At 71.1% G+C, this 23,040-nt stretch carries 20 protein-coding genes and 1 pseudogene; 10 read left to right on the top strand and 11 right to left on the bottom strand.

Annotated elements, in window-relative coordinates; translation table 11 throughout:
- Together ABD067_RS06645 and ABD067_RS06640 are read left to right on the top strand one after the other, a co-directional pair.
- The coding region (locus ABD067_RS06645) for an exodeoxyribonuclease VII large subunit (protein WP_408871516.1) at positions 1-411 on the top strand (411 nt) is incomplete at its 5' end.
- A gap of 10 nt (positions 412-421) precedes the next feature.
- Complete coding sequence (locus ABD067_RS06640; RefSeq protein ID WP_343894414.1) at positions 422-667, top strand: hypothetical protein; 246 nt, start codon at positions 422-424, stop codon at positions 665-667.
- A gap of 192 nt (positions 668-859) precedes the next feature.
- On the opposite strand, the pseudogene ABD067_RS06635 reads toward ABD067_RS06640, so the two are convergent.
- From ABD067_RS06635 to ABD067_RS06610, 6 genes and pseudogenes are all read right to left on the bottom strand, one after another.
- A pseudogene (locus ABD067_RS06635) lies at positions 860-2,055 on the bottom strand (IS3 family transposase); the annotation flags it as partial.
- Positions 2,056-2,311: 256 nt separating this feature from the next.
- Positions 2,312-2,461, bottom strand: coding sequence for a hypothetical protein (locus tag ABD067_RS06630; RefSeq protein ID WP_343894413.1), 150 nt, complete (start codon positions 2,459-2,461; stop codon positions 2,312-2,314).
- A gap of 52 nt (positions 2,462-2,513) precedes the next feature.
- Positions 2,514-3,062, bottom strand: a complete 549-nt coding sequence (locus ABD067_RS06625) for a hypothetical protein (protein ID WP_343894412.1) — start codon at positions 3,060-3,062, stop codon at positions 2,514-2,516.
- Complete coding sequence (locus ABD067_RS06620; RefSeq protein WP_343894411.1) at positions 3,059-5,176, bottom strand: DNA phosphorothioation-associated putative methyltransferase; 2,118 nt, start codon at positions 5,174-5,176, stop codon at positions 3,059-3,061. The genes ABD067_RS06625 and ABD067_RS06620 overlap by 4 nt, the downstream gene beginning before the upstream one ends.
- Positions 5,177-5,199: 23 nt before the next feature.
- Positions 5,200-5,745: a hypothetical protein gene (locus tag ABD067_RS06615; protein ID WP_343894410.1), complete on the bottom strand. Its 546-nt coding sequence runs from the start codon at positions 5,743-5,745 to the stop codon at positions 5,200-5,202.
- Positions 5,746-5,750: 5 nt separating this feature from the next.
- The gene (locus ABD067_RS06610; RefSeq protein ID WP_343894409.1) at positions 5,751-6,926 is read right to left on the bottom strand and encodes a cysteine desulfurase family protein; all 1,176 of its coding nucleotides are present in this window, start codon (positions 6,924-6,926) and stop codon (positions 5,751-5,753) included.
- Positions 6,927-7,028: 102 nt separating this feature from the next.
- Here ABD067_RS06610 and ABD067_RS06605 point away from each other — a divergent pair, with 102 nt between their 5' ends.
- The 5 genes from ABD067_RS06605 to ABD067_RS06585 are packed head-to-tail and all read left to right on the top strand — an operon-like array spanning position 7,029 to position 15,364.
- The gene (locus tag ABD067_RS06605; protein WP_343894408.1) at positions 7,029-8,000 is read left to right on the top strand and encodes a DUF4007 family protein; all 972 of its coding nucleotides are present in this window, start codon (positions 7,029-7,031) and stop codon (positions 7,998-8,000) included.
- Complete coding sequence (locus ABD067_RS06600; protein ID WP_343894407.1) at positions 7,997-11,410, top strand: hypothetical protein; 3,414 nt, start codon at positions 7,997-7,999, stop codon at positions 11,408-11,410. The genes ABD067_RS06605 and ABD067_RS06600 overlap by 4 nt, the downstream gene beginning before the upstream one ends.
- Positions 11,407-12,246, top strand: a complete 840-nt coding sequence (locus ABD067_RS06595; protein WP_343894406.1) for a phosphoadenosine phosphosulfate reductase family protein — start codon at positions 11,407-11,409, stop codon at positions 12,244-12,246. Before ABD067_RS06600 ends, ABD067_RS06595 begins: the two co-directional genes overlap by 4 nt.
- Positions 12,243-12,926 carry a hypothetical protein gene (locus ABD067_RS06590; protein WP_343894405.1) on the top strand — a complete coding sequence of 228 codons (684 nt, stop codon included), beginning with the start codon at positions 12,243-12,245 and terminating at the stop codon, positions 12,924-12,926. The genes ABD067_RS06595 and ABD067_RS06590 overlap by 4 nt, the downstream gene beginning before the upstream one ends.
- Before the next feature lie 2 nt (positions 12,927-12,928).
- Entirely contained in the window at positions 12,929-15,364 is a 2,436-nt protein-coding gene (locus ABD067_RS06585; RefSeq protein WP_343894404.1) for a ParB N-terminal domain-containing protein, read from the top strand.
- 434 nt (positions 15,365-15,798) lie between these two features.
- Here ABD067_RS06585 and ABD067_RS06580 read toward each other — a convergent pair whose 3' ends face one another.
- A complete protein-coding gene (locus ABD067_RS06580; RefSeq protein ID WP_343894402.1) occupies positions 15,799-16,878 on the bottom strand; it encodes a hypothetical protein in 1,080 nt (359 codons plus the stop codon).
- Between the two features lie 340 nt (positions 16,879-17,218).
- Here ABD067_RS06580 and ABD067_RS06575 point away from each other — a divergent pair, with 340 nt between their 5' ends.
- Complete coding sequence (locus tag ABD067_RS06575) at positions 17,219-17,908, top strand: recombinase family protein (RefSeq protein WP_343894401.1); 690 nt, start codon at positions 17,219-17,221, stop codon at positions 17,906-17,908.
- 21 nt (positions 17,909-17,929) lie between these two features.
- Positions 17,930-19,042: a hypothetical protein gene (locus ABD067_RS06570; protein WP_343894400.1), complete on the top strand. Its 1,113-nt coding sequence runs from the start codon at positions 17,930-17,932 to the stop codon at positions 19,040-19,042.
- Positions 19,043-19,069: 27 nt separating this feature from the next.
- On the opposite strand, the gene tnpA is transcribed toward ABD067_RS06570, so the two are convergent.
- Both tnpA and ABD067_RS06560 read right to left on the bottom strand, forming a co-directional pair.
- Positions 19,070-19,555, bottom strand: a complete 486-nt coding sequence (tnpA, locus tag ABD067_RS06565; RefSeq protein ID WP_343894399.1) for an IS66-like element accessory protein TnpA — start codon at positions 19,553-19,555, stop codon at positions 19,070-19,072.
- A gap of 201 nt (positions 19,556-19,756) precedes the next feature.
- Entirely contained in the window at positions 19,757-21,052 is a 1,296-nt protein-coding gene (locus ABD067_RS06560) for a hypothetical protein (protein WP_343894398.1), read from the bottom strand.
- 139 nt (positions 21,053-21,191) lie between these two features.
- On the opposite strand from ABD067_RS06560, the gene ABD067_RS26380 reads away from it, so the two are divergent.
- Complete coding sequence (locus ABD067_RS26380; RefSeq protein WP_408871517.1) at positions 21,192-21,563, top strand: recombinase family protein; 372 nt, start codon at positions 21,192-21,194, stop codon at positions 21,561-21,563.
- On the opposite strand, the gene ABD067_RS06555 is transcribed toward ABD067_RS26380, so the two are convergent.
- Positions 21,560-22,018, bottom strand: coding sequence for a hypothetical protein (locus ABD067_RS06555; protein WP_343894397.1), 459 nt, complete (start codon positions 22,016-22,018; stop codon positions 21,560-21,562). The genes ABD067_RS26380 and ABD067_RS06555 overlap by 4 nt on opposite strands.
- A gap of 358 nt (positions 22,019-22,376) precedes the next feature.
- Positions 22,377-22,961 (bottom strand): hypothetical protein, encoded by a 585-nt coding sequence (locus ABD067_RS06550; protein ID WP_343894396.1) that lies wholly within the window; start codon positions 22,959-22,961, stop codon positions 22,377-22,379.
- Positions 22,962-23,040: the final 79 nt, after the last annotated feature.

Genomic DNA, 23,040 nt, shown 5'->3' with positions numbered 1-23,040 from the left:
GCCCGGGAGGACGCGGCCGGGCGGGTGAGAGGGCTCCGGACCGGGATCGCCGCGGCGGCGCGCCAGCACCTGCGCCCGGCGGAGGACGGCCTCGCCGTCGCCCGTGATGCCGTCGCGGCCGCGCCCGGCCTGCGGGTCGGCGCCGCCGAGGCCGGGGTCGCCGGCCTGCGCCTGGCGGTGCAGGACGGCGCGGAAGCGAGGGTGCGGGCGGCGGGACAGGAGGTTTCGGCGGCCCGCGACGCCGCGGCGGCGCTCGACCCGCGCCGGCTGCTCGCCTCGGGCTACACGATCTTGCGCGACACCGGCGGGCGGCCGCTCACCACCACCGGGGCGCTGCGCGCCGAGACGGAGGTCCGCGCCGAGCTGGCCGACGGCACAACCACCCTGCGCCCGGTCTCCGCGGGCGAATAGGAGCTCCAGCATGTCCGAGACCGCCGGTGCCGCCATCCAGCCTCCGCAGGCCCCGATCCCGCCCAAGTTCGCCGAGGCCTACGCGGAGCTGCAGGCCATCGCCGACCGGCTGAAGCCGAACGCGGCGAAGGTGCCGGACGTGGACGAGATCGAGCCCTTGGTGAAACGGGCCAAGGAGCTCGCCGACCACTGCGACGCGCGCATCGTCGCGGTGAAGCGGATGCTCGACGGGCAAGACAAAGCCGGCGACGCCTGAGCCTCGCCGGTCGCTGCATGGCGAGGAGCGGTCGGGAAGGACCACACCGAGCGGCACAGCGAAACAGAAGAGGGAGGCGGCACCCGTCAGTCTCCTTCGAGGAGACGGCGCCCGCTCTCCGTCCGTTCGAAGTGCGGCGCCGCGACTGTTGTTGCCCCCGAAAGGTCGGGCAGGTCAGGGTTTCAGGTTGGCACGGATGAACTGTCTGGGCGATCTGTAGCGCAGCGCACGATGGGGGTGGACCTCGTTGTAGTGGTCGAACCAGGCGGGCAGTGAGCGCAGGACGGTCTCCGCGTCCGGGCACCCGGAGGGGCCGACGTAGTCGCGCTTGAAGGTGCGGACGAACGCCTCGGCCATGCCGTTGCTCTGCGGACTCTCGAACGGCGTGGTCCGCGGTAAGAGGCCGATGTCCCGCGCAAAACCCCTGGTCTCGCGCGCGACGTAGGGGCTGCCGTTGTCGCTGAGCCACTCGATGGGCCGCGGCAGGCGGTTCACCCGGCCGAAGCGGAGCTCGACGGCGGCGACCATCAGGTCGCGCACGTCCTCGCCGGAGATGCCGCCCGTGGTGCCGACGAAGCTCATCGCCTCGCGGTCGCAGCAGTCGAGGGCGAAGGCGACGCGGACCCGCTCGCCGCCGCCGCAGCCGATCTCGAAGCCGTCCGAGCACCAGCGGGTGTTGCGCTCGGGGACGGCGACGCGCCCGTCGTGGCGCCGCTCCGCGCCGCCACCCGCGTGCCGGGCGAGGAGGAGCCCGTGGGCCTTCATCACGCGCCAGACGCGCTTGTGGTTGGGAGGTGGTCGGCCCTCCTCCTCGGCCCGGCGGCGCAGGACGGCGTGCACCCGGCGGTAGCCGTAGGTCGGCAGCTCGGCGACGACGGCCCGGATCTCGCCCAGGAGTTCGCCCTCGGGCAGGGGCGGACGGCCCCGGCGCCGAGGGACGGAGGGCTTGGCCTGCAGGGTCGAGCGGGCGACGCCGGTCGCCTCGGCGACCGCCTTCACCGCGAACCGCCCCGAGGCGGCAGCGGCCCGCGCAGCAGCAACCTTTTTTTGGGATCGGCGTGCTGCAGCGCCTCGCGCAGGATCTCGGCCTCGAGCGTCTTCTTCCCGAGCAGGCGGTGCAACTCGCGCACCTGCTCCTGCAGGGCGCGGTGGTCCGAGGCGGGCACCACTTCCTCGCCCGCCGCCGCGGCCGTGAGGGCGCCGTGGGCGGCGAGCCTCCGCCAGGTGAAGAGCTGGTTCGGGTTCACCCCGTGGCGGCGGGACACCAGGCTGACGGAGGCGCCGGGCTCCTGGCTCTCCTCCACCATCCGCATCTTCTCGGCCGCGCTCCAGCGCCGCCGCCTCTGCACGGAGGTGATGACCTCCACCTTCTCGGGAGTGTCAGTCATACGCACGGTCATGCTCCTAACCCTTGCGGGAGTTGGAGACCGTGCCCGGTCCGTTAGGGGGCAACTTCAGCGACCGCCATGAACGCCACATGCCCCGCGAGCAACAGCGCCTTCATGACGCCGCGGTCCAGCAGGAGGTAACCGTCCTCCAAGGGTATGCCTTTCGCGAAGATCGGTCGTGCGCCGGCTATGCGGACGTAAGCCCTCAAATAGGCCTTGGTGCGTGGGCTGCCAGCGGGCGGAACAGACCCGAGCTTCATGAGCCACCAGCCTTCATGAGCCACCAGCCTTCATGCGCCGCTGCTTCTTCCGGCTTTTTCGACGGGATCTTGTTGGTCGATGCGGGCTTGCCCTCCGCTTTCATGCACTCCTCATCGAGGATGGAACGCGCCTCGAAAAACCTCATGGCGATCTCCAAAGAGCCGCATCAAAACGACCGGCCGTTCCCGCGGACCGGTTCAGGGTGCCCCGAACCGCTCGAGTAGCCAGCCGGCGGGCCTCGTCCGGGGCACGCGCCTGCCGCTCGGCCCCGGGAGCATGGTGACCACGGCCCGGGCCTCGGCGGGGCCGACGCTGACGTGCAAGGGGCGGTCGGCGCCGTAGAAGTACAAGCGGTCGAACGGCAGCCGGCCCGCGATCCAGGCGGCGATCCGCCCGGAGCAGACTGCTCCGACTCTGAAGTCCGCGGCCTGGCCGAGGCGGGCGCAGACGGGGCTCCCGTCCGGCTTCAGCTCGTGCCCGGCGTGCTGGTCGCGCGCCGGGTCTATGCGGCCGGGCACGTGCCGCGCGAGGGCGGGAGACGCGAAGCCGTAGGTCACCTCCAGCGGCCCGAACCTGGCGATGACCGGGTCCAGGATCTCCTCGGCCAGGCGTCGGAGGGCCGCCACGGTATCGGCCTGCGCCGGGAGATTGGCCACCCGGACCCGCCGCCACGTCTCGCCGGCCTCGACCAGGTCGCGGAAGGTCAGGTGGCGACCGCAGGGTCGGTCGAGCTGCTCCTCGGTCACGGGTTGGCTTCGGCCGCGGGTGAAGCGAGCCCTGTGGCGCTCGCCGCCGCCCCGCCGGCTTGGAGCTTCACGCCGGCCGCCGCGAGGCGGCGGGCGAAGGCGCGCAGGCCGGGGCCGAGGCCCTCCTGCACCAGCACGCCCCTCCGCCGTAGGTCGTCGTCGAACCGCTCCTGGCGCTCCCGTCCGGGCATGCCCGAAGGCATGAACCTCGCCTTGCCGAGCAGGACCCGCCGGCCCTCCGGGGTCTCGACAGGGACCTCCGCGACGCGCTGCCGGCGGAGATCGACCACCGTGCGCTGCGCGAGCACCGGCAGCGCCCGCTCCCCGAAGCCGTCGAAGCGCAGGTGGCTCACGCGGTCCCCCGACCCGTGCACCTTCACGAGGTCCGCGTCCGCGGGGAGGGGCTCGAGGCGTTCGGCGCAGCCGAGGATAATGCGCAAGGGCGCGGGCTGCTGGTCCAGCAGGGAGGCGTGGAAGGTGTAGTCGCCGTCGGCGGCGTCCAAGACGCCGGCGCCGCGCGCGGCGGCCGTCGCGGCGGCCGCGGCGGCGCGCCGGCGGTCGCCCGCGTCGAACAGCGCCCCGCGGGCCCGCTCCAGCGCCGCCTTGTGGCTCCCGAAGAAGGCCTTGATGTCGCGCTGGACGGCGGCGGGCAGGGCCTGCAGGGAGCGCCTGCGCTCGAAGACGTTGAGCGCGAGATAGACGAGCAGGTCCTCCGTGCGCCGCGCGGCGGCGTGCGCGAGCTCCACCTCTTTGCCGGCGAAGGGCAGCGCCGCGAACGCCCTGCGGGCGGAGCCGACGGCCGAGGGCAGCTCGTCGGCCCGCCCGAACTCGGCCGCCTCCGGGACGCGGCCCAGCTCGAGCGCCGTCCCCCAGAAGGCGTCCAGGAGGTCCCGGTGCCGCTCGTAGGCGGACGGGCGCACCGAGTGCCGCGCGGAGGGCGCCCGCGGCGTCGACAGCGCCTCGAACCGGTCCACAGGCGACGGGGCGCTGCGCTGCCGGCGTGCCAGGAATGCCTGCTCCTCTTCGTCGGCGCGGAACACGAACACGATGCCGGGCCCCGCCGTGACGGGCTCCCGGCCCAGCACCTCTGCGACGTAGCCGCGCAGCTCCGCCTGGCCGAAGTACCGCTGGAAGGTGCCGCGGCTGGTCAGGACCCCGTCGGCGTGGCCCGGGCCGCTCCCTTTGCCCGTCAGCATGACCGCCACCGAGAGCACCTGCTTCGCCAGCCCGTAGGCGCGGCGGAGGGCGTCGGCCCGCTCGGCCGGGTCCTCGATGACGTTGAGCACGAAGCCGAGGTTGACGACGTCCGCGGCCTCGAGCGGGGCGTCGGGCGCGAAGTGCGGGTCCCAGCCGCCCGCGTCGAGACCGGCCGCCTTGAGGACGCGGACGTCGTCCCCGCGCCCGCAGCCGTAGTCCAGGACCTTCGGCGCGCCGTCCAAGAACCCCCATCGCGCCAGGGCCTGCATCGGGACGGAGAGGCGGCTGCGCGAAATGGCCGTGCGGTGGCGCGCCACCACCACCGCCGGTGCGTGTCCGTCGCCTGGGGCCTCGCCGGCGGCAGGCACGACCTCGTGGTCCTCGACGCGGAGGCCGAGCGAGGCGAGGACCCACTCCCATTGCAGGCGCTGGCCGATCAGGTGAGGAGGGTGCTCGAACGCCCCGCGGTCCTTGAGCGCCGCCGTGAGCCGCGCGAAGCGGCCGCGGTCCGGGTGGCCCTCGGGCAGGAGCAGCTCCTTCCGGTGCAGGATGGGCGGGTTCTCCCGGGCGGAGAAGTCGCTGGCGGTCACACGGCCCGCATCGAAGTCGACGAGCCAGGACGCGCGGAGCGACGGGAAGGCGGCCCTGAAGAAGTCCGAATAGTCCAAAAGCGCGACCTCCGGACGCCTGAGGGCGAAGCGTGCCACGCTGAACGCTGCCGCGGCGGGCCCGGCTAGCACGGCGGCCTCGGAGACGAACCCGCGAACCAGGGGCGCTTGGTCGGCGAGGAGCGAGGTGTGCAGGTAAACCGCGTCCCCGACGCGCTTCCCGCCTATGAGCAGCCGCACCGCCGCGGCGTGCCGCCCGTGGGGCGTCTCGGGATCGCCGAGACGGCGCTCCCCCATGCGAGATTCCATCGAGGCGCCTCCAACCCCGAACCTTAGGTCATAGGACTCTGAAAGCATCCCGGCGCCAGAGAACGCGAAGCCACCGCCGGCAACATGTGCCGGCCCGTAAAGTGCGCGCCTGCGCCGCGATCGGGTCGGAGCACAGCTTCGACGCGCGACACCGGTTTGGGCCTCGGGCCCGCGGCGGCATACAGCGCACCGGTCAGCGACAGGACGACGGCGAGGCACATGAGCCACATCATCGCCCGCACGGTCGAAGGCAGCCAGGAATGCTCGTCCCTGAGCGTCACCCTCAAGGGGCCGTCCAAAGCGTTGATGTTGTCCAGGTAGCCGTTGAGGGCGAGCCGAAACCTGTGGACGGCGACGGCGCATGTGGCGCTGACGGCGGCGGAAAAAGCAAAGACCACGCCTGCGACCAACCGGTCCTTTTCCAGGTAGCCGGCCGCGAAGTACCAAAGCCCGCCGATGATGGCCGCGAAAACCGTCGGCATCTTGTACAAGGTTTCGTTCAAGCGCCCGAAGTGCGCGTACTGCTGCTTGTAGACCTCGGCGGGGTCTATGGGCGGCAAAGGCTGCATCGTTCTCACCCGACCCCGCGGAGCACGCGGCAGGCGCGCCCGACCACGCGAGCGGCGTGCTCCACCTCGCCCTCCGTGTTCCCGCGCCCGATCCCGAAACGGACCACGGAGTTCGCCTCGCCGACCGACAACCCCATCGCGAGCAGCACGTGCGAGGGCGAGGGCGTGCCACTCGAGCAGGCCGCCCCCGTCGCCACCGCGAGCCCGGGCTGCAGAGAGCCCACGAGCGCGTCCGCGTCGCAGCCGGGGAAGAGCACGGACAGGTTGCCGGGGTGCCGTGCCCCGGGGGCGCCGAGCACCCTCGCTCCGGGTACGGCCGCGAGCAGCCGCTCTTGCAGCCGGTCGCGCAGCGCTGCGACGCGGGCGCGCTCTTGCGATCCCTCAGCCGAGAGGATGCGGCAGGCCTCGCCGAAGCCCACGGCGAGCGGCGTGGGCACCGTTCCCGGCCGCAGGCCTCCCTCCTGCCCCCCGCCGTGCGCGAGGGGGCGGAGGCGCGTCCCGCGGCGCACGAAGAGCGCCCCGACGCCCTTGGGCCCGCACGCCTTGTGGGCGGAAAGGCTGAGCAGGTCCACGCCGAGCGCATCGACGTCGATCGGGACCGCGCACGGCGCCTGCGCGGCGTCGGTGTGGACCAAGGCCCCTTGCTCCGCTGCCAAGGCCGCGACCTCCGCCACGGGCCCGATCGTGCCGACCTCGTTGTTGGCGAGCATCGCGGAGACGAGCGCCACGTCGGGGCCGAGCCGGGCGCGGACGGCGCCGAGGTCGAGGCGGCCGGCGCCATCCACGGGCAGGCGCTCGACCGTGAAGCCCTCGTCGGCGAGGGCGAATGCCGGGCCGAGGACGGCGCTGTGCTCGGTCGCGCCGACGAGCACGCGCCGCCTGCCCGACCCTGCTGCGCGCGCCGCCCCGAGGACGGCGAGGTTGTTCGCCTCGGTGGCGCCGGATGTGAAAAAGATCTCTTCGGGTTCGGCGCCGACGAGGGCGGCTATCAAAGCGCGTGCCGCCTCGACCGCCCCGGCCGCGCTCCACCCGGCCGCGTGCTCGGCCGCGTGGGGATTGGCGTATCCCTCGACGAAGTAAGGCAACATAGCAGCGACCACGCGCGGATCGGTCGGCGTCGAGCCGTGGTGGTCGAGGTAGATGGCGCGCCCCGGGCCATCCCCGGGCGGTACCACACCCATTCTGTCGCCCTCAGTTCCGAACTGGTGACATCCACCAGTCGCTATCATCCGTTCCGCCAATGTCTTACAATGTAGCTGGACGATTCGTCCAGGGAGGGGCGCATGCCGCAGAGCTTGCTCGACGCCGAAGGCTTCAGGCCGCAATTCGCGGGCCATGAAACCTTTCCGTTGCGGCACGGATGGCTCAAGCGCGCCGTAGACGCGGTCAGGGCCGACCCCGAAGCGAGGCCGTTCCAATCCGAAGATGCCATCGCCGCTTTCGGCGTCGGCAAGAACATGGTCGGTTCGATTAGGCATTGGTCGCTCGCCTGCGGTGTCCTTCAAGAGGCCGTCGAGGCCCCGGACAAGTCAGGACGCTACCGTCTGACCGGCTTCGGCGAGGCGGTTTATTCACCGCGAGGGGATGTCTACTCGGAACACCCCGCCACCATCTGGCTGTTCCACTGGCACGTGGCCGCGTTCCCGGGCCGCGCGACCGCTTGGTACTGGCTGTTCAGCGAGTTCCACGAGCCCGACTTCGACCGCGACCGGCTCCGCGCCGCGCTCGCCCGCTCCCTTGGGGAGGCAGGCCTGGGCGAGCGCGTGGCCGCCAAGACGCTGCAGCGAGACGTCGAGTGCCTCCTGCGCTGCTACGCCCCCCGCGTGCCCCCCGGCGGCGCCCGGGAGGAGCACGTCGAGTGCCCCTTCGCGGACCTCGGCCTGCTGGCCGCGACCGGCGGCCGCGACGGCTACGCCTTCCGGCGCGGCCCCAAGCGCACGCTGCCCGACGAAGCGGTGCTCCACGCGGCGATGGGTTTCTGGAACCGAGTCCGCCCGGACGCGCGGACGGTGCCGCTGGAAGCGCTCGCCCACGAGCCCGGCGGCCCCGGGCGCGTGTTCCAGCTCGACGAGGCGAGCCTCGCCGGGAGCCTCTCGCGCTTGCCGGCGCTCACGGGCGGCGCCGTCCGCTTTTCGGAGGCGGGCGGGCTCAGGCAGCTCGCCTGCGCCGAGCCGTCGGCGGTGGACACGCTCGCGCCCCTGAGAGCGCTGTACCGCCGCGAGCTGCACGGCGCCGGCGGAAGGGCAGCGGCATGAGCCGGGCGCTCGCCGAGGCGGTGCGCGTCGCGCCGCGCTTCGCCCGTTCCATCCGGGTCGAGACCGACCTGCTCGCGGGAGCGGCGCTGGAGGGCTTCGTCTGCTCGGCCTCGGTCGCGGCCATCCTGCGGGGCCTGGCGCGGCAGTACGCGGGCGCGGACCAGCGCGCCTTCACCGTCACGGGCACCTACGGGGCCGGCAAGTCGTCGCTCGCGGTCGCGCTCGGCTGCCTCTTGGGCCGCGACCCTGCGGTGCGGGCGGCCGCCCGGGGCGTTCTGGGCGCGGACCTCGCCGACGAGGTGTCGTCGGCGCTCAATTTGCGCGGCGGCTACGATGTGGTCGCCGTCGCCGGGCACCGGGCGGACCCCGCCGCCGCCATCAGCGCGGCCCTGGACGCGGCGGCGCGCGCCGAAACGGTCCGTCCCCGCCGAAGGCCGCAGGTCCCGCTCGCCAAACGTTTGAGAGAGGCCGCCGCCGCGACGGGAGCCGACGGCGTGCTGCTGATCGTCGACGAGATGGGCAAGCTGCTGGAAGCCGCGGCAGCGGGGGAGGGGGACGTCCAGGTCTTCCAGGAGATCGCCGAGGCGGCCGCGCGCTCGGGCGGGCGCTTGATCGTCGTCGGGCTGCTGCACAGCGCCTTCGAGGACTACGGCGGGCGGCTCGGGGCCGCGGCGCGGCGCGAGTGGGCCAAGGTCCAGGGGCGCTTCGCCGACCTGCCGCTCTCGATCGGCCTCGAAGAGCAGATCGACATCCTCGCCCGCGCGGTGGTGTCCGACCGGCGCGCGGCCGCCAACGAAGGGCGCGCCTCGGCGGTCGCCGCGGAGGTCTGCCGCGCCCGCCCCGAGGCGGCGGCCGCGCTCTCCGTGCGCCTGCACGGCTGCTGGCCGCTCGAGCCGCTCGCGGCGGTGTGCCTCTCCGCGCTGGCGCGGCGGGGGCTCGGCCAGGCGCAGCGCAGCCTGTTCGCCTTCCTGACCTCGGCCGAGCCGAAGGGGTTCCGCGACGCGCTGTCGGCGCTCCCGGAGGACGCGGCCCGGGGCTACCTCGCGGCCGACCTCTGGGACTACCTCGCGGCCAACCGGGGCGTGGCCGCGCTCGGCGCGGCGGAGGGGCCGCGCTTCGCGCTCGGCCTCGACGCGCTCGACCGCTGCGCCGCCCGCGGGGGCGGCCCGGAGCACGAGGCGGTCCTCAAGACCGTCGCGCTGCTCGACCTGCTGCGCGAGACGGCCGGGTGTCGCGCCACCCGCGCCGTGCTCGCGGCGTCCCTGCCCGACAGGGCGGTCGAGCGCCTCGACGCGGCGCTCGCCGACCTGGTCTCGTGGTCGGTGCTGGTCCACCGACGCCACCTCGACGCCTACGCCCTCTTCGCCGGTTCCGACCTCGACGTGGGCGGGCTCGCCGCCGCCGCCCGCGCCCGGCTCGCCGGCGTGGACGTGGCCCGGCTTAACGGCCTCGCCGCCTTGCCGCCCTTGGTGGCCAAGCGCCACCACGACGAGACCGGCGCGCTGCGCTGGTTCCCGGTCGAGGTCGTCGCGCTCTCCGGCGCCGCGGCGCGGGTGTCGGCCGCCGGGCCGCGGACGGACGGGGCGGCGGGCTCCTTCCTGCTCGCCTTGCCGCTAGCGGGCGAGGACGAACGCGGGGCGCGCAAGGCTTGGCGCGCCGCGGCGTCGCAGGCGGCCGCGGCCCCGGTCGCCGTCGGTTTGGCGCGCGACGGTTTCCGCGTGCGCGAGGCGGCCGAGGAGCTGCTCGCCCTGGAGGCGGTGCGCCGCGACACACCCGAATTGCAAGGCGACGCGGCCGCCAGGCGCGAGGTGGCGGCGCGCCACGAGGCCGCCGCGGCGGAGCTGGAGGCGGTGCTGCGCGACGCGATGGCGAGCGCGGATTGGTTGGCGGCCGTACCCGGGGCCGGTTCCCCGACGGAGCTCCCGGACGGCTCCCCCTCCGCGCTGACCGCCGCCGCTTCGCGGCTGGCCGAACTGACCTACCCCGAGGCGCCCAAGCTGCGCAGCGACCTCCTGAACCGCGCCGAGCCTTCGGGCAACGCGGTGGCGGCGCGGCGTTCCCTGCTGTACGCGATGGTGGAGCGCTCCGAGCGGCCCGCCCTCGGCCTCCCGGGCTTCCCCCCTGAGCGGGGGCTCCACGTCGCGCTGCTCGAGCGCACCAAGCTGCACCGCCCGGTTGGCGACGGCGCGGCCCAATGGGCCATGGTGGAGCCCGGCGAGGACGATCCCGCCCGCCTCCGCCCGTTGTGGGACGCCGCCGACGCGCTGCTGCGCTCGCCGGCCGACACCAAGACGTCCGCGGCTTCGCTGTACGGGCTGTGGGCGGCCCCGCCCTTTGGCGTCCGTGCGGGGCTGCTCCCGGTGCTGGCGGTCGCCTACCTGCTGTCGCGGCGAGACCGCATCGCGGTCTCGCTCGACGGGACCTTCGCGCCCGCCATGACCACGTTCCTCGTGGACCGCATGCTGCAAGAGCCGGGCGCCGTCGGCCTGCGCTGGAGCGAGGACGGCGGCGCGCGCAACGCTTGGCTGGCCTCCGTGGCCGCGGCGCTGGCCGCTGCGGGTGTTATGGTGCCGGCCGACAACGGCGGCCGCGCGCCCCGGCCGCTGGACGTCGCCCGCGCCGTCTACGCCTTCGTGGCGGGCTTGCCTCCGTGGACGGCGCGCACGGCGCGCGTGGGGCCGCGGGCGCAGCGGCTGCGTGTCGCGGTCAGGGGCGCGCGCGATCCGCTCGCGCTGCTGCTCGACGAGGTGCCCGCGATCCTCGGCGGCACCCTCGGCAGCCCGGAGGAGGCGCGCGGCCTCGCCTCCGTGCTCGCGGCCGAGTTGCGCGCGCTGGGCGACGCCTATCCAGGCCTGCTGGCCGAGGTGGCGGGGACCATCGCGCGCGAATTCCGGATCGGCGCCGAGGGCGGCCTGCAAGCCCTGCGCGAGCGCGCGCGCGTCGTCCGCGGCGTGACCGGCGACCTCCGGCTGGACGCCCTTGCTGTCCACCTGGAGGGCTACGACGGCTCGCCGGAGCAGACGGAGAGGATCGCAGCATTGGCCGCGCACAAGCCGGCCCGCGACTGGACCGACCGCGACGTGGACGCCGCCATGCTGGGGCTCGCCGAGCTGGCGCAGAGCTTCCTGAAGGCGGAAGCCCTGGCACACATCAAAGGCAAGGGGGCCACGGCGGAGGCGATCGCCGTCGTAAGCTCCTCACCCAACACTCCGGCGCCGGTGGTCGCCGAAGTTCGGCTCTCGCGGACCGCCAAGACGCAGGCCGCCGCGCTGCTCGCGGGCTTGGAGGAGCTCATCGCGCGCAACGGAGCCACGGCCGAAGTGCAAATCGCGGCGCTCGTCCGCGCGCTCGCCGCGCGCGTCGCGTCGCCGCGAACCGGCACAGCGCAGGCCCAGAGGAAGGCACGATGAGCGCCGGGATGGAAAGGCACGTGCTCGGGCTGTCGGGCGGCAAGGACTCTGCGGCGCTCGCGGTCTGGATGTCGCAACGCCACCCCGAGCTCGACATCGAGTACTTCTTCACGGACACCGGCAAGGAGCTTCCGGAGGTTTACGAGTACCTCGGCAAGCTCGAAGGCCTGCTCGGCAAACCGATCGTGCGGCTCAACCCTGATCGGGACTTCGACTACTGGCTGCGCCAGTACCGGCATTTCTTGCCTTCGCCGAAGACGCGCTGGTGCACGCGCCAGCTCAAGATCAGGCCGTTCGAGCAGTGGATAGAACCGTCGCTCGCCGCGGGCGCGAAGGTCACGAGCCACGTGGCCATACGGGCCGACGAGGAGTGGCGGGAGGGCCACGTCTCGACGCACCCGAACCTCACGATCAGGCTCCCGTTCCGCGAGGCGGGCATCGACCGGGCGGGCGTGACGGAGATCCTGGAGAACGCCGGCGTGGGCTTGCCGGCGTACTACGCGTGGCGCTCGCGCTCGGGCTGCACCTTCTGCTTCTTCCAGCAAAAGGTGGAGTGGGCGAACCTGCTCGAGCGGCATCCGGAAGCGTTCGAGGAGGCCAAGTCCTACGAGAAGGACGCCCTCGAACACGGCTCGCCGTTCACCTGGAGCCAAGGCGAGGCCCTGGGCGAGCTCGCCCGGCCCGAGCGGGTCCATAAAATCCGGGAGGAGCACGCGCGACGCGTCGCCCGGGCGCGCCAACGTGCGACGCTGAACCCTCTCGGGCTGAAGACCGGCGCCTTCGAACTCGATGACATAGACAGCCCGTCCAAGGCTTGTCTGGTCTGCCACAAGTGAACAGCGATGCAGCGCGGTACCTAGAGTTTCAGGGCAGCCGGATCGCCCACGTTCCGGAGCAGCCCGGCCTTTATGCGTGGTACTACCGGCCCACCGCGGTGCAGCGCGAAACCACGCCGGCGACGCTCGCCCGATTCCTCGGCGGGCAGGCGAGGATCAGCACCGAAATTCAACAGCGCTACGGGGTGCGCGTCGTGGGCGAGGTGGTCGGCGAGACGCTCCTCGGCGCCGACCGTCAGGCCGTCGGCGACGCCATCGTTCAGGCGTTCGAAGAGGCGGAGCCGTTCCTCAACTGGTTTTTCAGGTCCGCGCAGTTCGCCCATTTCTGCCGGCCCGTGTACATCGGCATCGCCAAAAACCTGTATGAACGCGTCTACAACCAGCACTACCTGTCTCTGGCTGAGTATTGGGAGGACACGTCGCGCGTGAGCCGCTTTCTCGCGGCGAGCGAGCTTGCGACTGTGCAGGAAGCCATGGACCGGCTCGACCTCCCGCATTCGTTCGCCCTCGAAGCACGGGTGCGCGGTGTCTCCCCGAAGGACCTGATGGTTTCCGTGCTCGTCACGGAGGACATGCCTTCGGCGATCGGCCCCGATTCGGGCACCTCGGACACCTCGACGCGCCGAGCGCTGGAGCGTCTGCTCCAGCTGCTCTCGGATCCAATCTGCGGGAGACGCTGATCATGAGCTTCAACTTTGCCGTCCAGAAGTTGCACGCGTTCGGAAGCTACGGGGAGTTCTCGATCGGCTCCGGCGGCTCCCAAGTCCGAGCCCAATACCTCTTGACGAAGATACGTCCCGGTCAGCAGGGGCACTGGGAGAATCAGCTCGCTTCGCAGATGGCTCCTTGGCGCGAGGTCTTCCGACTGGAGGAGCTCTCTTTCGACGAGTTGATCCAGCGCGACCTCGACGACAGCCGGGTCGCGCACGATCTCATCCCGTACCTGCTGGGCGAAACCGGCCAGCACGCGCGCTTCTTCCCCCCGGTCCTCGCCGTGCTCGTCCCGAAACGCGAAGGGCCGAGCGGCATAGCCCCGCGCTACCCAACCCCGCACACGGAAGGAGAGCGCCTCAGCTTCGGCGACCTCTTCGAGTTCGAGAGGGCGGTGATCGAGGGTGTTGTGAGCCCGCTGGGCGTGCTTCGCTACAACCCTCAGCGTTCAGCCATCGTGATCGTGGACGGGCAGCACCGCGCGATGGCGATGCTCGCGCTTCACCGCCAGATCAACAAGAGCTGGGGCGCGGACCCGTTCGCCCCGTACTACAGCCACATCCAGGTGGACCCGTCGGCGGTGGCGCACATCGAGCTGCCGGTCTGCATTATCTTCTTCCCGGACCTGCACGACGGGCGCCCGGAGTTCAAGGACCGCGGGATCGATCTCGTGTCGGTTTGCCGCGAGATCTTCATCGTCGTGAACCGGCAGGCCAAGCAGGTCAGCAAGTCCCGTGAGCTGCTGCTCGACGACGAGGACTTCGCCGCGTTCATGATGCGGCGGACCCTCACCCGCTTCAAGGACCGGAAAGAAAGCGCGCCAGACGTGGCGCGCATCTATTCCTTCGCGTTCGGGGATTCGGAAGCCGACAACGGCGGCCAGGTCGTGGCCGGCCAACTGGAGTTTTGCAGCGCGGTCGCGCTCCACAAGATGCACGCCGCCGCGGGTTTCGGTTTGCCTGCGGCTTTCAGTCTGACCAGATCCGCCGACATCACGGACGGCCGGAACGTCAGGAACCCCACCCGACCCGCCGAGATCTTGACGGGCGTAGGCGGGGTCGCCTTGCAATCCATCAGTCGGCGCTCAGCCAAGACGCACAGGCCCGAAGACGTGTCGCTCATCGCGGACAGGATCGGCGATCTGACCGACCGCATAATGCTGCCCCTGTTCGACCGCCTGAGGCCCTACGCGGCGCACAACCAGGCTGCGCGACAACTCCTTGAGGCGCTGAGCGACCCCACGGCCATGGCGGACCCGGTGCAGGCAAAGTGCCGGTCCCTGCTCTTCGACGGGGCAGGCAACCGGTCGGTGTTCGAGGAGCACGTCGCTCGCCTCCGCGAGAAGATCGATGAGCTCCGCACCCAGGCACAACCTGTGCCGCCGCACCTTATGAACCAGCTCACCTACTCCGAATCCGTCACCCGCGCGCTCCAGGAGCGCGAGACCTGGGTGAAGACGTCCCGTTCGTTCATCCTGTTCAACATCGACGAACAGAACTTCCTGAGCCGCGACAAGGCGGCGGTCGAGGCGGACGTGAGGGAGGTGCGCGCGCGCGGCAAAGCCATCTTCGACGCGCTGTCAACGCAGGCCTTCCAGCTCGGCTATCTCATGGCCGTACTCAGCCACGCGGAGCTGCTCCTCCCCGACGCGGCCAGCTACGACGAGAGGCTCGCGGCGACGGAGTTCGCGTCGGCCCTTTACTTGGCCGGGCTCAACGCGTTCTTCGCCGTCGCGGGCGCTCGCCATCGGACGATGAGCGGCTACGTGGCCGAGCCTCGCGCGAGGGCCTTCGAGGCGGCCCAGTCCGGCTTTCGAGGGCTACTGGCCGCCGGCAACGTCCGGGAGCTGAACGAGAAGCAGTGGGAGTTCTTCCGCTACGTCGTCCTGGAGATCGTGCATTCGCGCATGGCCTCGGCAGCTGTGACGGCGGTGCTCGGTGACCCGGAGAACTCGGCGCACGCCGCCCGCTTCCGCACCGCCCTGCCTGCGGTCCTCGACGCAATCGAGAAGCTCCGGACGCGCTACTTCGACGCGGCAGTCAGCACGGCTCAGAAGACCCCCGAGTTCAAGCGCGAGGTCGACATGATCACCATGTCGGCGAGGGCTGGCGGCAAGACCGACGAGGAGGTCAGGGCGCTGGTAGACGAAGCGGTCGCCGCGAAGCGGAAAGAGACGTTGGACGTCTGCCGCGAGCACCTCCGTTCAAGCCTTGGGCGGATCGAGAGCGCGGCACAGGTCCTCCGCCGCCTCGCTCCGGTCAGTGGACCACCGTCTGCGGGGCAGGTCGGCGATCAGGGCGAATTGGACGAGCCGCCGACGACCGCCAGCGCGATCAGCCTCGAGGTGGCCGTTGCAGCGGACCAGCTTCAGAATGCGGCCGTCGATGACGGTTCGGTGGGCGGGTAGCGTGATTGCGTGGCCCTCAGGGCGCAGGCGCCATCGGCAGGACCCTGGATCGGAGCTGAAGCAAGAACCCCTATTCCCCTGTTCGATCAGGACAAGGCGGCCATTCCTCCGCCCCGACCATGCCCCCGGCACGGCCGCCGCGCGCAGCGGAGGCCGAACCCCCGGCCGCAGGCCGGCCGCGCGAGCCACGCGGAGCCGCGCGTAGCCCGCAGGGCGAGCACGGCGAGCGGGATTGGCCGGAGCGAGCACGGGGGGCACGCTCGCGTGTGGATCGGACGGCAGGCCCCCTACTGATGGGGCGCGTGGGGCACGGGTCAGCCGACATGTGTTGCCGGTCGGTGCGGCCGGCTGGACGGCGAACCCAATGTCACCCCGATCAGCATGGGCAAGGCGGCAGCCGAGCCGCGCCCGCCGATGAAGTCAGCGGCTGATTGCTAGAAAAAGCCGTCAGATACGGAGGGGGAGAACACCGCCTTGAGATCGCGTTCTATGTCGGAGAAACGAAGTTTTGTTAAGCGCGGCCGACCATCTGTCGAGGTCAAGTCGATTTGGAAAACGCACTCGATTGGCTTGGGACCAGATTTCGCGGAATAGAAAGAGGAAAGCTGTTTAGCGCCGATCTCAATGGCCGCATGACCGAGAACACCGCCAAACAACGAAACAACTGCGACGACCCCTTTGTAGGACGGCAGCACCGCTATGACGTGGCGGTCAGTTTTGAGCCCGAGAACAGCACGAAGATCGGACGGCATGTTGGGTAGAATTCTGCCACGGATACCAGGACGTCTCCGCGCCTCGCCGCCGGCGAAAAGGGCACTGCGCAGCTTGATGCCGGCGGGTCCGAATGCCCATTCAGGGCCGAGCACCTTGTATCCGGTGCAAAGCCCGACTTTGATAGCGAAGGTGACAAAAGCCGAGTGGAATTTATGCGTGTCGAAGATGAAGCGCCCTTTGAACTTGCTACCTCTTTCTCTGTCAGCGAGTTCAAGTGCGATCTCGACATCTTCCGCGTCCCTCAACTCTCCCCAACCCGTGACAAGGCTGAGGTTTTTGGGGCCAATCTCCTTCAAAATCGAATTGAGCCGCGAACGCACCTGATCTTCACTGCCGATCAAATCAATGGCACGGCCCTTTGACTTAGTGTCTGCAGGAAAACCCCAAGAAAGCTGCCCATCTGCATCAATGTCGACCCAAACCTTGCGGCCGATGTCTATCAACTCGCCTTCGAGCCGAATGGTTGGGATGACGCGGCCATGGCCCTTAAGCTTGTAGGTCTGCCTTAGAAAAAGGAACGGGAGGGTACTGCCAAGCGCATCATCTATTTCGTTGCCTGCTCTGTGATTTGCGCTCGGCAGCACGCAGTCGACGGTGAAACCGTCGAGGCCTCCTAGTGAAAGCGGGATGATGTGCTCAGGTGCGTTTATTTCAGCGCTGGCCGAGACTGCCTCGAAATCTTTTCCTGTGTAGAGGCAACGCCGGCGGTTTATGTGAGCTCGCACCTTTCCTGATTTCACGCCTGCCCGCCTTTGTATTTTCTACGTTATCGTCAACGCTTTTCAGAACGGATTTGTCAGCGTGCCACCCCTGAGCTTTGGACTGAAAGCCTGTGACGTTCCAGTTGCTTGTACGCGCGAACGCCGACCCGGTCTGGAGCAATGTGGTTTCCGTCACCCGGCCGGCGCCACGGTTTGTCACGGAGCAATAGCCGCGAGCGGGCGCCCACCGTCCGCCTGGCCGGTGGCACAGCAGCGACACGTAGCGCTGGCGATACCCATCACCGCCTACCTGTAAGAATGCTAAACGGTCGTTTGGCCTCTTGCTACAAGGGCTAGAAAGGCACGAAGCTGGGCCTCGATGAAGCCCATCGTCGCCTACCACCGGGTCAGCACCGCGCGGCAGGGCCGCTCCGGCCTAGGACTGGAGGCCCAAGCCGAGCGCTGCGCCGCCTTCGCCGCCCAGAACGGCTTCGCGGTGGCCGATGCGTTCACAGAGGTGGAGACGGGCAAGGGCTCCGACGCGCTGGACCGGCGGCCGCAACTGGCGGCCGCGCTCGCCGCGGCGCGCCGGCTGCGCTGCCCGGTGCTGGTGGCCAAGCTCGACCGCCTGTCGCGCGACGTGCACTTCGTCGCCGGACTGATGGCGCAGCGCGTGCCGTTCCTGGTCGCCGAGCTCGGGACCGACGTCGACCCCTTCATGCTGCACGTCTACGCCGCGCTCGCCGAGAAGGAGCGGCGCATGGTCTCGGAGCGCACCCGCGCGGCGCTCGCCGTGCGCAAGGCGCAAGGCGCGCGGCTCGGCAACCGCACCAACCTCGCCGAGGCGCAGGCGCTCGGCGCCGCGCGCACGGCGGAGGCGGCGCGGCGCTTCGCCGAGAACACGGCGCCCGTCATCCGGCAGGTGCGGGAGAGCGGCGTCGCCAGCCTGCGCGGGATCGCCGCCGCGCTCAACGCCCGCGGCGTGCGCACCGCGCGCGGCGGCCGCTGGGCGGCGACGCAGGTCGGCGCGGTGCTGACGCGCGCGGGAGGCACGCGCGCGAGCGGATGACCAAACAGGAGCCCGATGGGAATGTCAGATATGGGATTCTTTGAGACCTTCGTCCGCCTCTTTCCGGAGATCATCAAGGCAGCCGCGGCATCACCCCTCGGTGTCATCTCGCTCATCGTCCTTTGCGCCAGCCTGGTGATTATGGCGGTGTTTCGTCGCCATGGTGGACCGATCGCCCTGATAGCGTTCCTTGCCTTTATCGCGTCGTTGACGTTCTTCGGCTGGCGGCTGACGGAAGCGACGAGGACGCTTCAAGAAAACGCATTGGTAATTTCGCCGAACTCTTATTCGTTATCTGCTCCAGTGACCTGGCGCGGGCCGTCGGTGTTGGTGCGCTCCGGCACTGTGGTGGAAACCAACGGCTTTCCGTTCCAGATCGAAGCAACGGAGGGGCCAGTGGATCTGGAAGGCCTGACCATCACGTCCTTCAAGGCGTCCGACGCCCCGCCGCCACCGCCCGCACGACCGGTGGCAAACGCCGGCCCCCCTCTCCCGGAGGCCGCTCGCTGCACCAATGGTGGCCGCGGAAATAAAGGTGATGACGGAATTGCTGGCCAGGCAGGACAGCGGGGCAAAGATGCAACTCCGGTCAGGATCATCTCGCCCAGCACTGTCAGTGGCACCGCCATCATTCGCAACGTCGGTATGAATGGCGGCAACGGTGGGACTGGTGGCCAGGGGGGACAAGGCGGGCAGGGACAGCGCGGCGGACAGGGGCGGATGAACCATATCGACGTGCTCGGCCGGAGCGTGCCGACCGACTGCGCGTGTGGAGGCGCTTGGGGTGGCTCGCCCGGACCTGGCGGAAACGGCGGGCCAGGAGGACCGCCCGGAGACGGTGGCAAAGGGGGCGATATTGTCGTGCGTGCAGGCGACGCCTCGCGTCTCACCATCCACGCCGACGTGCAGGGAGGTTTGCAAGGCGAACCAGGAGAACCGGGACAAGCCGGCCTGCCCGGCACTCCGGGCGATGGCGGTCGCGGAGAGGGGCCGCGCTGCGATGACGAGACGAACAACCGACGCAATCAAGAAGCAGGACAGCCGGGCACGCGTCCGCCGCCTCGCTCGATCCAACGTGAACGGGCGCCCTCCGGTCAGATTGATGCGCCAGGAGCTAAAGTCCTGCCCCTTTAACGTAGGTGGTGCCCGGCGGCGGGCCGATCATGCCGGCAGGGCCGCCGCGACGGCGGCCAGCACGCGCCGCAGCGCCTCGCCGTCGATGCCCTCCTCGACGCGCACTACCGCCCCACCAGGCAGCGCGATCTCGACCAGGGCGCGGCGTGCGCCGTGCGGGTGGGCGCGCGGATGGACGCGCTGCTGCGCCTGCCTCAGGGGCGACCGCCGCCCCGGGGGCGGCGGGTCAGGCGCGGTGACCGCCGTCGCCTGCGTCTCGGCGATGGCCACCTCCGCGAGGGCGGGGACGGGCCTCGGCACCGCGCCGAGCTCGCCCGCCATCACTTGCCGGCGCCAGCCGTAAAGCATCCCCGAGCTGATGCCCCAGCGGCGCATTACGTCCACCGGCCGCACGCCGGGCGCTATCGCCTCGACCACAATCATGCGTTTCTGGTCGTCGGACCACTCCCGCCGCGGCGGCCGCCGGGCCACTAGCTCCAGCACCTCGCCCCGCGAGCGCTCGGGTGCGGGCACGCGAGCGCTCGCACGACCGCCCGCGACCTCGTCCTCGCCGTCCAAACCAGCCTCCGTCCGCAGCGTCAGGCCGAGACGGCATCAACCAGCTGCCGTTCCGCAAGGTGGCGCGGCGACGCCGGTTACGGTGCAGGAGAGTGTGGCCGCTGAGGAGCCGCAGGGGGCGGTAACCCGTCCCCCTGACGCCCGGGCCGACCAGGGTCAGACCGTCGGCTGTGGAGGCGGAACCGCGCCAGGGGGTGCCGCGGAGGCGTCGGCGGTCGGTGCGGGTGCCGCCGTAGAACCCTCGTCCCTCTTGGCTATGCCGTCCTTGGCGGTCTGCCTTAGATGCTCGAGATAGGGGGCGTTTGTGCCGTTGTAGGTGAGGACGACGGCGGGGACGATGCTAGCTTGCTTGGCGAGGCCGTCGATCTCCCAGCTGATACACCATTGGTCGTGGAATACTGCCATCGCGTTCATCCCCGGCACTTTGGAAATCGCCACCATGGATTTGCTCGTCTCGGTGGCACCGATCAGCGGCGAGCCGTCCTCGGCGGTTGCCCATGTGCCGACGTGCGGCACCTTGGGATCCACCTTGCTCATGTCTATTTTCGGATTGCCCTCAGCGTCGAATACGATGTTGCCGCTCGCATCGCGCTCGTAGACGGAGAGGTCCGGCGAGCACTTCGCGCTGAACGTCGCCATGCAGAAGGGCTCGCCCTCGGATGCTTTGGGATCCAGCTCGTGCCCGGTCGTCCCCTTGAAGCCCGCCTGGACTACGACCATGCCGCCGGATCGCAGGAAGCCCTCCTTGATCGCCTCTTCGTCGCCTCCGGCCGCCGCCACGGCGAGCCCGCCCACCGCGCCGGTGGTCGCCGCCTTCACAGCAACTTGGCCCGCCGTGTCGGCGGGGAGGGTGCCCGCCGCCGCCATCCCCGCGCTCGTCGCGCCAGCGATGATGCCAACTCGCAACGCCATTTCCGCGTCGCCGGTCTCCCGATAGGTCAGCCAAGCCGCGTAGGCTGCCGCGCCGCCGGGGCCGCCATAGGCCGTCGCGGCGACCGAGCCGACGGTGCGGAGGAGTTCGCTCTCCTTGGCCGCAAGGGCCAAGTTCTCCTCCTGCCGCCGCACGGGATCGATGGCAGCGTGCCAGAGCGCGTCCACAACCTTGCCTTCGCGGATCCGGCGCTCGGCGTCGCTGAGCGTGTCCCCGTAGCCCTTTAGCGTGCGCTCGACGTAGCGCCCGACCGCCTTACCCGCATCCACGGTGTCCCGGAATCCCTTATCGACGTTCCAGCCGACGTCCTGCCCGGCCTTCTCCAGCGTCTTCCCCGTGTCCTGGACGCCCTTCTCCACGGCTTTACCGGTGTCTTGGGCGGCCTTCTCCAGCGTCTTCCCCGTGTCCTGGACGCCCTTCTCCACGGCTTTACCGGTGTCTTGGGCGGCCTTCTCCACGGCCTTGCCGGTGTCCCGGACGCCCCGTTCAACAGCTTTGCCGGCCTTTTCCAACCATCCCATGGTGCTTCCTCCCGCCCGCTCTGTTCCCGAGGAGCAGGAGAGCGTTGCACGGCAGGATCGTGCGCCGCCACATGGTTCTTCGTGGCCCTGAGGGCAGTTGGTTAGCCGGTAGCGCGGAACCGCGCAGCTCGCTCAGAAACTGTCTGCCTGCACCCTGCGTCTGCACCGCGCTCGCCGGGAAGGAGCGGCGCATGGTCTCGGAGCGCGCCCGCGCGGCGCTCGCCGTGCGCAAGGCGCAAGGCGCGCGGCTCGGCAACCGCACCACCTCGCCGAGGCGCAGGCGCTCGGCGCCGCGCGCACGGCGGAGGCGGCGCGGCGCTTCGCCGAGAACACGGCGCCCGTCATCCGGCAGGTGCGGGAGAGCGGCGTCGCCAGCCTGCGCGGGATCGCCGCCGCGCTCAACGCCCGCGGCGTGCGCACCGCGCGCGGCGGCCGCTGGGCGGCGACGCAGGTCGGCGCGGTGCTTCGCCGGGCCGCCCACCCAGCCCCGTGGGAGCGGCCGCCGCGCTAGAGCCGCCCGGCCGCCTCCAGCAGGAGGACCACCCCCGCCGCCGTCCCGATCGCCGCCGTTCCGGCGGCCAGGACCAGCCAGGGCGCCGCGGCGCGCAGGAACGGCCCCGCCTCCCGCCAGCGGGCGCGCGGCCCCGACGGCACCGGCTCCCAGAAGCGGCCGGCCTCGCCGCAGCGGCCCTCCCCCACGACGCCGCCGCCACGGTTCCAGGAGCACGGCAGGCGCTCGACCTCCGGCCCCCCGGGCGGCGCACCGGCGACCAGGGACGAGACGCGCCGTTCCTTGTCCCGCCGATAAGCAGCGGAGGGGTGGCCGCAGGTGGCGTGCTCCCAGGATCCGCGCCGGTCGGTGCCGAAGCTGTTGACCAGGAGCGGCCAATGCCGGCGGGCGTGCCGGCAGGTCCGGCAGGGCGGCGCGGTCTCGGCCGCGGCGGGGGACCAGGGCGCGTCCAGCATGGCGCCGCACCGTAACCGCGCCCGTTGCCATGCGCCATCCTGTCGCCCGGGTACGATCAAGGAGGGAACGGCTCTTTCGGGGCGACGGCGCGGATGGCGGGTCGTGGCCCGCCCGGCCAGCCGCCGGTCCTCGACCCGCCGAACGGCGTTTCGAATCGCGAGCCCCCCGGACCGGTCCACGCCCTGATGTCAAATACGGCATCATGGCGCCGCGGGTGCTGCTCGACACCTCCGTCCTCCGGGCGGACTTCGTCAGCGACGCCGGCTCTCGTATTGCCTCATCCAGGGCTGCTCTCGAGTCGGGGCCCGTTGCCGCACGCCGATGCTCCCCGTGCCTCATCATGCCATCCCCGTTGCCTCACGGCTTTGCTCCCGAGGGGCCGCGCCCGGCACCGAACACCAGTTCCCGAACCATTTCCGCGCGCCAGACCTTCAGCCGCCGCTGCAGGGTCCGCAGCTGCCCCTCGCCGGGGTCCTCAGGCGATCGGGCATGCAGCCGCTCCAGCAATTCCCGCGCCGTCCCGTCCGGCTCCGCCTCGAACCAGGCCCGGAGCTGCGGCCAGGCCCCCTCGAACGGGTTGGCCCGCGTCCGCCACCATCGCGCCGCCTTCGGCATCGGCCGTGCCGTCGGGCGCACTTCCCCCTCGCGCCAAGCCGTCCGCAGCCCGGAGAGGAACTCCTCGAGGGCCGGTGCCGACGTCGGCTCGACGGGCCGGTCCGCGATCCCGACGAGGCGCGCCTGCGCCGCCCGGATCCCCGCCAGCAGCGCCACGGGGTCGAGCGCCTCGTAGGCGGCCCGCAGCCGCTCCCGCACCTCCTCCGGCACGCGCGCGTCCGCGAGCGGCCGCGCGTGGGGCGTCGCCGGCGCGTGGTGGCGCTTCTTCACCATCGCCCCGTCGGGCGTCTTCTCCCGCAACTCGAACGACGGCTGGAAGAAGTTCACGAGGAGCCGCAGCGACCGATGGAGCTCGCGCCTCCCAGGCGACCACCAGCGCCTCCCGGACCGCCGCGTCGTAGACGCG

Origin of the sequence: Craurococcus roseus (assembly GCF_039523795.1) — a bacterium.
Lineage (GTDB): Bacteria > Pseudomonadota > Alphaproteobacteria > Acetobacterales > Acetobacteraceae > Craurococcus > Craurococcus roseus.
This window is presented reverse-complemented; position numbering and strand designations above follow the sequence as displayed.

Coding starts and splice junctions, on each gene's coding strand:
- ABD067_RS06630 (WP_343894413.1), bottom strand. CDS start 2,461: ATGAGGTTTTTCGAGGCGCGTTCCATCCTCGATGAGGAGTGCATGAAA.
- ABD067_RS06585 (WP_343894404.1), top strand. CDS start 12,929: ATGAGCTTCAACTTTGCCGTCCAGAAGTTGCACGCGTTCGGAAGCTAC.
- ABD067_RS06610 (WP_343894409.1), bottom strand. CDS start 6,926: ATGGGTGTGGTACCGCCCGGGGATGGCCCGGGGCGCGCCATCTACCTC.
- ABD067_RS06570 (WP_343894400.1), top strand. CDS start 17,930: ATGTCAGATATGGGATTCTTTGAGACCTTCGTCCGCCTCTTTCCGGAG.
- ABD067_RS06615 (WP_343894410.1), bottom strand. CDS start 5,745: ATGCAGCCTTTGCCGCCCATAGACCCCGCCGAGGTCTACAAGCAGCAG.
- ABD067_RS06555 (WP_343894397.1), bottom strand. CDS start 22,018: ATGCTGGACGCGCCCTGGTCCCCCGCCGCGGCCGAGACCGCGCCGCCC.
- ABD067_RS06575 (WP_343894401.1), top strand. CDS start 17,219: ATGAAGCCCATCGTCGCCTACCACCGGGTCAGCACCGCGCGGCAGGGC.
- ABD067_RS06620 (WP_343894411.1), bottom strand. CDS start 5,176: ATGGAATCTCGCATGGGGGAGCGCCGTCTCGGCGATCCCGAGACGCCC.
- ABD067_RS06595 (WP_343894406.1), top strand. CDS start 11,407: ATGAGCGCCGGGATGGAAAGGCACGTGCTCGGGCTGTCGGGCGGCAAG.
- ABD067_RS06560 (WP_343894398.1), bottom strand. CDS start 21,052: ATGGGATGGTTGGAAAAGGCCGGCAAAGCTGTTGAACGGGGCGTCCGG.
- ABD067_RS06640 (WP_343894414.1), top strand. CDS start 422: ATGTCCGAGACCGCCGGTGCCGCCATCCAGCCTCCGCAGGCCCCGATC.
- ABD067_RS06600 (WP_343894407.1), top strand. CDS start 7,997: ATGAGCCGGGCGCTCGCCGAGGCGGTGCGCGTCGCGCCGCGCTTCGCC.
- ABD067_RS06605 (WP_343894408.1), top strand. CDS start 7,029: ATGCCGCAGAGCTTGCTCGACGCCGAAGGCTTCAGGCCGCAATTCGCG.